Annotated in this window: 8 protein-coding genes; 3 read left to right on the top strand and 5 right to left on the bottom strand. The window is 35.3% G+C overall.

The window, feature by feature from the left end; genetic code table 11:
* On the bottom strand, window positions 1–1,116 hold a 1,116-nt coding region (locus tag ABY905_RS10870; protein ID WP_372643599.1), incomplete at its 3' end, for a radical SAM protein.
* A 758-nt stretch (window positions 1,117–1,874) separates the two neighbouring features.
* Between ABY905_RS10870 and ABY905_RS10875 the strand changes: the two genes are divergently transcribed.
* From ABY905_RS10875 to ABY905_RS10885, 3 genes are all read left to right on the top strand, one after another.
* Complete coding sequence (locus ABY905_RS10875) at window positions 1,875–2,582, top strand: RluA family pseudouridine synthase (RefSeq protein ID WP_372643602.1); 708 nt, start codon at window positions 1,875–1,877, stop codon at window positions 2,580–2,582.
* A gap of 825 nt (window positions 2,583–3,407) precedes the next feature.
* The gene (locus ABY905_RS10880; protein ID WP_372643605.1) at window positions 3,408–4,916 is read left to right on the top strand and encodes an OmpA family protein; all 1,509 of its coding nucleotides are present in this window, start codon (window positions 3,408–3,410) and stop codon (window positions 4,914–4,916) included.
* Window positions 4,885–5,364: an RluA family pseudouridine synthase gene (locus tag ABY905_RS10885; protein WP_372643617.1), complete on the top strand. Its 480-nt coding sequence runs from the start codon at window positions 4,885–4,887 to the stop codon at window positions 5,362–5,364. The genes ABY905_RS10880 and ABY905_RS10885 overlap by 32 nt, the downstream gene beginning before the upstream one ends.
* A 254-nt stretch (window positions 5,365–5,618) precedes the next feature.
* Here ABY905_RS10885 and ABY905_RS10890 read toward each other — a convergent pair whose 3' ends face one another.
* From ABY905_RS10890 to ABY905_RS10905, 4 genes are all read right to left on the bottom strand, one after another.
* Window positions 5,619–5,993, bottom strand: a complete 375-nt coding sequence (locus ABY905_RS10890; RefSeq protein ID WP_372643607.1) for a hypothetical protein — start codon at window positions 5,991–5,993, stop codon at window positions 5,619–5,621.
* A 157-nt stretch (window positions 5,994–6,150) separates the two neighbouring features.
* On the bottom strand, window positions 6,151–6,450 hold the full coding sequence (gene trxA / locus ABY905_RS10895) for a thioredoxin (RefSeq protein WP_372643610.1): 300 nt from the start codon (window positions 6,448–6,450) through the stop codon (window positions 6,151–6,153).
* Window positions 6,451–6,513: 63 nt separating this feature from the next.
* Window positions 6,514–7,446, bottom strand: coding sequence for a DnaJ C-terminal domain-containing protein (locus ABY905_RS10900; RefSeq protein ID WP_372643612.1), 933 nt, complete (start codon window positions 7,444–7,446; stop codon window positions 6,514–6,516).
* A gap of 212 nt (window positions 7,447–7,658) precedes the next feature.
* Window positions 7,659–8,412 (bottom strand): YfdX family protein (locus ABY905_RS10905; RefSeq protein ID WP_372643614.1); only part of this gene is annotated, 754 nt, incomplete at its 5' end.

The following is an 8,412-nucleotide window of genomic DNA, read 5'->3' on the forward strand; positions in this document are numbered from 1 at the left end:
AGTCAATTCAGTATTTCTCATCATAGAATCTCTCTTTATACTGTACTTTTTGTGATTCAAATCCAAAGTCAATCCATTTAGATTATCGAAATCGGTCACAGTAATTCTCTCATAATTGAGATTATGACCATTCAAATTTCGAACAAAACCATTCGAATTAATGATTTCGGAATCTTCAGCTAAAGCATTGGCAATTTGAGAACGGAATCCCGCCTTCTGAAAGCGATGTTTAAAGTTGAATGAGCAATAATTAATTCCGATTTCAAGATGGGAATCACTGGCATATTTAATCAACTCCAAAGCCATTATTTCCGATTCCAAAACAAGAGGTCGTTCATCGGCAACATAAGTATAGTCCCTTTTTAAAAGTTTAGGCGCATTATATTTCGTCAGTCTAAGCTGATGCAAGTTCAGGTTGCTCACACCCGCCTTTATCATTTGGGGCAAGAGTAGTTTCATTCTTTCCAATTCCTCGGGAATAGCAGGAATTTCAATCGTCACATTTTCGATAATCCCCTTAGCCATTCTTACTTTATCGAGACTAAAATCTGTTGCACCTATGTCGAATCTTATTTCGTTTAAACCCAACGAAGCCAATTTCTTTAACTTCAGCTCATCAACCAATATCCCATTGGTATAAAGCCAAACATACAAATCAGGCGAACACTTCTTCCTTAGCTTTTTCAGAAACTCAACGACTCTATCGTAAACCAAGAAAGGCTCTCCCCCGCTAAAACCAACACCTTTAAACTTAAAATGGTTGACATATTCGGCATAAGCAGAAGACGATTCGAAACTTAAACCCTGAGTTGAAGGCAAATCGTCGTGAGTTTGCGATGTGGGACAATAAAAGCAATTCGCATTACATTTGCCTGTTATAAACAAACAGCTCCAATAGCCTGCCCCACATAACTTACAGCCCTTCGAAATTTGTTTGTAAAAGGGTTTGGTATCCTTAAATAGTAAACTGTCTTTTGTGAATTCCAACAAGTCAGATCTTCGGCTTATCAGCTGTTCATCCCTGTAAGCATTAAACCATTTAATTTGAGGGAATTCTATAAAATCGAGACAGTTCTTATTAACAAGGTCGTTGTCATAAATATCTGAAGCTTCCATTAATACAATAATTTAAGTGAAATTAATATTACATAATGTGATAACACACAACAATCAAATAGTTCATCAAAAGAACATTGATTTCAAGAGGGAAATTCCACTAACACCTGCGAATTGTCGTAAATTGTTATCTATTAATTACAACCGATTCACAGAATGAAAAATCTATAGAAAGGTTTTTAAATTACAGTTCGGAAAAAATATACAAAAACATCAAACGGCTATCCAGGTTTAGATAGCCTTTAGAAAGGATATATGTTATTGATTTTGTAGACATGATAGTAACAAATGTACGCTTAATTTTAAAATGGAATCATAAAACAAATTAAATTTTACGTTTAATTAGCACATTAATATCAACGCAGACAGGTTAGTTTTCAAACTACACAATACTAGACGGTTACAAAATGAACAATGCACCGGTTTTATTGTCTCTAGTAGACTATGGTCATCATAGCGTTGTCAGTCTTAATAGAATTGCACATGATAAAATCATAGCACAATATCTTAAAATCAGATTACGCTTATTTTTGCTATTACCAGTGGCTAACATCATGCAATTATGACATGATATTCCTCACCTCTTCTTTTAATGCAATATTTTACAGCCGTTTTGAGTAAAAAACAAAATGAAAGCGTAATCTTTGCAGAATAATTACCGTAGCAAAATCAATTGCTGCAAAACAATAATTTGAGCCAACCACCCTAGTTTCTTTTATAATCCAAACATAAGGACAGGGTGTTCTTAAATATATATGATGGAAGAGAATCAGCAAAAGACTAAAAAGATATCGACTAAATATCAACCTAAAGGACTTACCATACTTTTCGAAGATCAGGATATCATTGTCGTCAACAAGATTAGTGGTCTTTTAACCATGGCAAGCGATAGAGAAAGAGAAAAAACAGCCTATTTCTTGCTGAGCAATTACGTCAAAAAAGGAAGTCCGAGATCAAAGAATCGGGTTTTCATTGTTCATCGATTAGATAAAGACACATCGGGCGTCTTGGTTTTTGCTAAAACTGAAAAGGCAAAATTCTTCCTTCAGGACGAATGGCAAAGCTTCAGTAAGAAATATGTGGCAGTATTGGAAGGTAAAATGCGTGAGAAAGAAGGGATCATTACGTCCTATTTGGCAGAGAATAGTATTCATCGCGTTTTCTCTGTTCGAAATGCAGACAAAGGCAAGTTTGCCAAAACAGGTTATAAGGTCATTAAGGAATCTGAACGATTTAGTTTAGTGCACATCCATTTGTTTACGGGTAGAAAAAACCAAATTCGTGTGCATTTTTATGACCAAGGCTGCCCTGTGGCTGGTGATAAGGTTTATGGTGAAAAAAGTGTAGGAATTAAACGTTTGGCTCTGCATGCAGCCACATTAACCATCAGGCATCCCCACACAAATAAAGAAATGACTTTTGAAACGAACACGCCTTCCTATTTCAAACAACTCATTAAATATTAAAAATTCAAAACAAATCGTTTGTTAACTCATTAAACCCAAGCCATACGAGTGACTTGGGTTTTCTTTTCTTTATCTGTCAAATCAAGCTCAAATCGATAAAAAGCAGCAGCTCACCGAATAAAACAGATTCATTCAGGCTAAAATTGCTTAAAAGCCTTAGATTCAACTATAGTTTCTATTTATCAAACCGAATCACCTCTTTGTTTTTTATTCTTGGTATTTATATTGCCCTATTTTTTTAGTCTTCCTTTTACTTCTCAAGAAAAACAAATCGCATGCTGATAAGGTTCCGTCTATTGGGCTGTTGCTTATGGTCGTGAACCAAGGTTTATTCTACTATCTTATTTACAAGATTAAGCTTTGAATATCCTTATATATTTGGGATTATACGCCCTAACCCATGTCTGATTATGTATCTACTTACACTACTGTTAACTTAAGGAAACTCCTTAATGAGTTGAAAAACTATAAGTAGAATCTGATTGCATCTATGCCGCATATTATTTGATGTAATAATGTGTGAATGATGTAGCGCTTTCCTGAAAAAAAGTTGCTAACTTGCTAACAAGTAGACTAATACATTTTAGAAACATTTAAAATAAAAGTAATAAAACTTATTATTTTCAGTCTGCTTCCATTTATTGTATTTACAGTGCAAGAGCAGGAGTTAGCGAATAAATATCTTGTTTGACCACCAGAATGATGTAACTATGTTCTTTAATTGTGTAACACTTTCCGGCAATAATGCCCACCCTTTTTATTGTGAAATAAATTCACATTCGACCCTGCATAACAGGGATAATGAAAATTTTAAAAAAAACAACTATGAAAACTTTCACAAAAAACAAGCTGTTGATTGTAAGCATACTTGTAAGTATGTTTTACACTTCTAATCTATTTTCACAGGATGCTAAGTCGATAATATTTAATGATGCAAAAAAAGCATATCAATACGCTATCGACAAACGGGCAGAAATATTATCACCTTCAAATTTTAACAACGGATTAAAATATTATGAAAAAGCTAATTCGGCCTATGAAAGCGGTAACAATCTGGCTGATATCAAAGAATATTTGAAGGAAGCTTTCAATTATTTCCAGAAATCTACAAAGGAAATTGATGTAGTCGAAGTTCTTTTTTCTGAAACTCTGAATGCAAGAGATGATGCCCTTGACGCTGAAGCGGATACATACGAAAAAGAATTGTGGGAGGATGCACAAAATGAATTTAAAGATGCAACCCAAAAGTACGAGCAAGGTAATTCAGACAAGGCAAAAGAAAAGGGTAAAAAGGCATATGATTTATACCGCAAGGCAGAACTTGCTGCTATTAAGTCAAATTTGTTCAATCATGCCAGACAATTAATAGCCAAAGCAGAAGACATGAAAGCCGAAAAATATGCACCCAAAACCCTGGCAAAAGCTAAAAAAAGTCTAAAGGACGGTCAAGCTGCTTTGGAAACAGAACGCTTTGATACGGATAAGCCACGTATGCTTGCAAAAAATGCTGAATACGAAGCTAGCCATGCCATTTACCTTGTAAATTATATTAAGAAGATTGATGATAAAGATAAGGAAATTGAAGATTTAATTTTAAGGGGTGAATCGTATCTTACACAAATTGGTGATGTTACTGGTATCTCGTTTAAATTTGATGAAGGTAGCAGCGTTGTAGCTGAGAAAATATCGGCAAATGTAATCCTCCTGAAAGACAGTATTTTCAAACTTAGCCATAAATTGAATAATTGCGAAACAACCATTTCTAACCAAATAAAGCAAATAGCTGCGATGGGTAGCATGCAAAAAGAACAAATTGCTGATGCCTCAATTAAACAGCAGATGCTAAAAGATCAAATAGCTTATGAAGAAAAGGTTGCTAAGAAATTTGATGAGGTTTTTAACATGTTTGATATGAATGAAGCCAATGTGTTTCGTCAGGGGAATGACATAATTTTACGAATGACCGGTTTCAATTTTGATATAGGAAGCGCCGAAGTGAAACCTGAAAATTATCCCTTACTGGCCAAAGTTCAAAAAGCCATCAACATATTCTCCGAAAGCAAGATTGTGATTCAGGGGCATACAGATTCTCGTGGAGGGGATAGTCTGAATTTAACTTTATCTCAAAAAAGGGCCGATGCTGTAAAAGCATATTTAATGGCAAATATGCCGGATTATAACCAGTCAAATATTGCATCTGTTGGTTATGGTGAAAGCAAACCCATTGAGAACAATGAAACAAAATACGGTAGGTCAAAAAACAGGCGTATAGATGTTGTAATTAAGGTAAAAAGAGTATTAGATACCGCTAACGCAACTAGGACAAACCAGTAAAAAACATACTGAAAAAGTAAAATTCTTTCTTCAGGACGAATGGCAAAGCTTCAGTAAGAAATATGTGGCAGTATTTGAAGGTAAAATGCGTGAAAAAGAAGGGATTATTACATCCTATTTGGCAGAGAATAGTATTCATCGTGTATTCTCTGTTCGAAATGCAGACAAAGGCAAGTTTGCCAAAACAGGTTATAAGGTCATTAAGGAATCTGAACGATTTAGTTTAGTGCACATCTATTTGTTTACGGGTAGAAAAAAACAAATTCGTGTGCATTTTTATGACCAAGGCTGCCCTGTGGCTGGTGATAAGGTTTATGGTGAAAAAAGTGTAGGAATTAAACGTTTGGCTCTGCATGCAGCCACATTAACCATCAGGCATCCTCACACAAAAAAAGAAATGACTTTTGAAACGAACACACCCAGCTACTTTAAGCAATTGATTAAATAAACGTGATAAATCAAAAAAAGAAAGAACCACTAATTTTCACTGATTAACACAAATTAAAATAAAGGTATCTCAAGATATCGTATTCATAAGGAACAAAACCCAAGCCACACGAGTGACTTGGGTTTTGTTATTCTTTCAGTTTCATTTAATTCATACCTGTGTCTATTGATTTCGAAACCTTTAATAACATAACATCCAATACTTTATTAAAACAAGAGCTTTCTTTTATGATCCTTTCAAGCGCATCAATACCTTTATTTTGATCCCTCTGTAAGCATTTTATTAATCAATTCCCACTGCATGCGGCTTACCAACAAGTTGTCCAGATCTCCGTTAATAAGCGTAAGGCAATACGCAGCCTTCGACATTTTCCATACCCGTGTTACTGTGTGCTGATTATGGTTTGCAACATACCTTATCCTGAAATGTTTTTCAAGTGGAATTCCTACATTGTAACAAATTCGCATGGCTCTTTCTATAGCCGCCCCCATCTCCTGCTCAGAGGGGTATACATTTTGAAGAGATTCTGAATTAAAAAGCAACTCCTTCTCAATTATCGCTTCAAAAAAATCATTAATATCTTGGGAAAGATGGCTGTTATAAATTTCTACAATTTCATCCTTTTTCATATTTCTATGATTTTAATGTTGACCCAATTTGTTTAGAAATAATTTTATTTGCTAAAACCACCTTCACTTATAATTTTCTTATTATGAATGTGGTATTCCATATCATAGAATTTTTATTCATTATTCAATTCCAAGTGTTTTTACTTTCAAAATAGTTTTATAAGTTTTGGTTTATTAAATCAGATAGCTGCTGTTTTGTGGCCACACCCGATTGTCTCCAAACCGCCTGACCATCTTTAAATAAAATGAGCGTGGGCACTCCACGCACCTGGTATTTTGCCGCCAGAGCCTGATTGTTATCGACATTAATTTTTATGATGCGTGCTTTTCCCTTAATTGTGGCAGCGAGCTCTTTCAGTATAGGAGCCTGACTTTTGCAAGGCCCACACCAATCGGCATAAAAATCCACAAGTGTCGGCTGGCTGTTATTAATTATATTTTGGAAATTCTCTTTCATCGTTTTATCATTTGAATATCCCTTTTAATTGTTCAATATTTTTGCATGCTATACACTTTGTTACTAAAAGCTATCACTTAATTGTTTTACCAGCTCTTTTTGTCTTGCATTTAATTTTTCGGGTAATTTCACAAGAAGTTTCACATATAAATCTCCATGTATATTTTTGCCATAAACAGGCATCCCTCTTCCTTTGAGTCGTAATTGCTTTCCGTTTTGTGTGCCCTCTTTGACGCTTATATTCACTTTTCCCGAAAGGGTTTGAACTTCCTGTTTACCCCCCAAAAGTGCTATAAAAAGGTCAATCGGAACTTCCATATATAAATCGTTGCCTTTGCGCTCGTAAATACTATTGGTCTGAACCTTTATGGTAAGGTAGAGGTTTCCGTCTTGCCCTCCTTTTCCTTTTTCGCCTTTACCTTTTACACGTAGCTTTAATCCATCATAAGCACCGGGCTTTATTTTAACTTTTAATTTTCCTGTTCCTGTATCCAAAATCCGTTCGGTACCTGAAAAAGCTTCCTGAAGCGAAATTGATATTTCACCAGATAAATCACTACCCGGAATATTGACATTAACACCGCCAAAACCATGTGAGCCTGTAAATCCGCCGGTTCTTCCTGAGCCGCTTCCAAAGAACGATTCAAAAAAGTCGGAAAAACCAGAGCCACCACCAAAAAATCCTGAAGGGTCTCCTTCAAAAGTATAGTACTGATTACCCCGGTGTTGATGCTTCCTACCTGCACTTGGATTATAACCAGCTTGTTGATATTGTTTCCAGTTTGAACCTAATTCGTCATACAATTTGCGTTTCTCCGGGTCACTCAATACCTCCTTAGCCTCACCAAGCTCTTTAAACTTTTCCTCTGCCGCCTTGTCCCCCTTGTTTTTGTCAGGATGATACTTTATTGCAAGCTTACGGTAAGCCTTTTTAATCTCTTCCTGAGAGGCTTTTTTATTTACTCCAAGTATTTTGTAGTAATCTTTGTATTCCATAATTTCTGACGCAATTACCTGATTTTTAAACAGCAATTATCAATTCCTTTTTCTCCCTGCATTGCGAACAATTTTAATAATGCCAAGTAATTATTTCTTTTTGTTAGGCTCTAATAAATTTACAAAATCAAATGTTGCTAAAAAAAGGGACTGCATTTTTTAAAACAGTCCCTTTTAACAAATAAGCTATTTTTCAAAATCCACTTATAACATTAAGAGACTATTCTGTTTTTAAATGCTTCGAGTTTGTTTTTTAGTGAATCGAACAAACCTTGTGAATCTTTATCGGCCTTAACCGATTTTTTAAGCTCTTTAATAGATTTATACAATTCAGCATATTCCTTATCGCGTTTTCCATAACCTAATTCTTCGGCCATTAAGATTTGATATTCCGCATTTTCGAGCAATTGTGTCACTTCTTTCTTTTTATCCTCTGATGAAGCGTCATCGCTTTTGGCCTGGTTGATTATTGCCTGAGCTCTAAGTATTGGCAATGGAATCCGTTGTTCGCTTATCAAAAAAGTGTTAATGGCAATATGTAAAATGACTTTAGCCTCTTGTAAATTGTCCTTTTCCAGTTCTGCGGCTGCCCGTTTTAATGCGGCCGGAAATGTTGCCAAAGGTATTTCAACAGTTGAAATTTGTATTTCACTCGCAAGGTTTGATATTTCATCGCGAACCGATTGAAATCTGTCGTCTGCAATGGCTTTTTTCGCTGCTTTTTTAATGCTTATAATGGTTTCCAAATCTGTTGACAGGTCAACTGTTTTAATAAATGCATCTACTGGTACAAAAGCAAGATCGGGGTCTCTTGCCAACAATACTTCTAATTTTCCGACAGCTTTTTCTAATGCAGCAATAGCTTTTCTCTTATCGCTAAGTTCGATAGCGGACAATGCTTCATTTACACTTTCATAAGAAGAAACTGCTTCTTCAACTAATTCAGATTTTTCTGACTCAATTGAA

This window comes from Ancylomarina sp., from assembly GCF_041555295.1.
GTDB lineage: Bacteria > Bacteroidota > Bacteroidia > Bacteroidales > Marinifilaceae > Ancylomarina.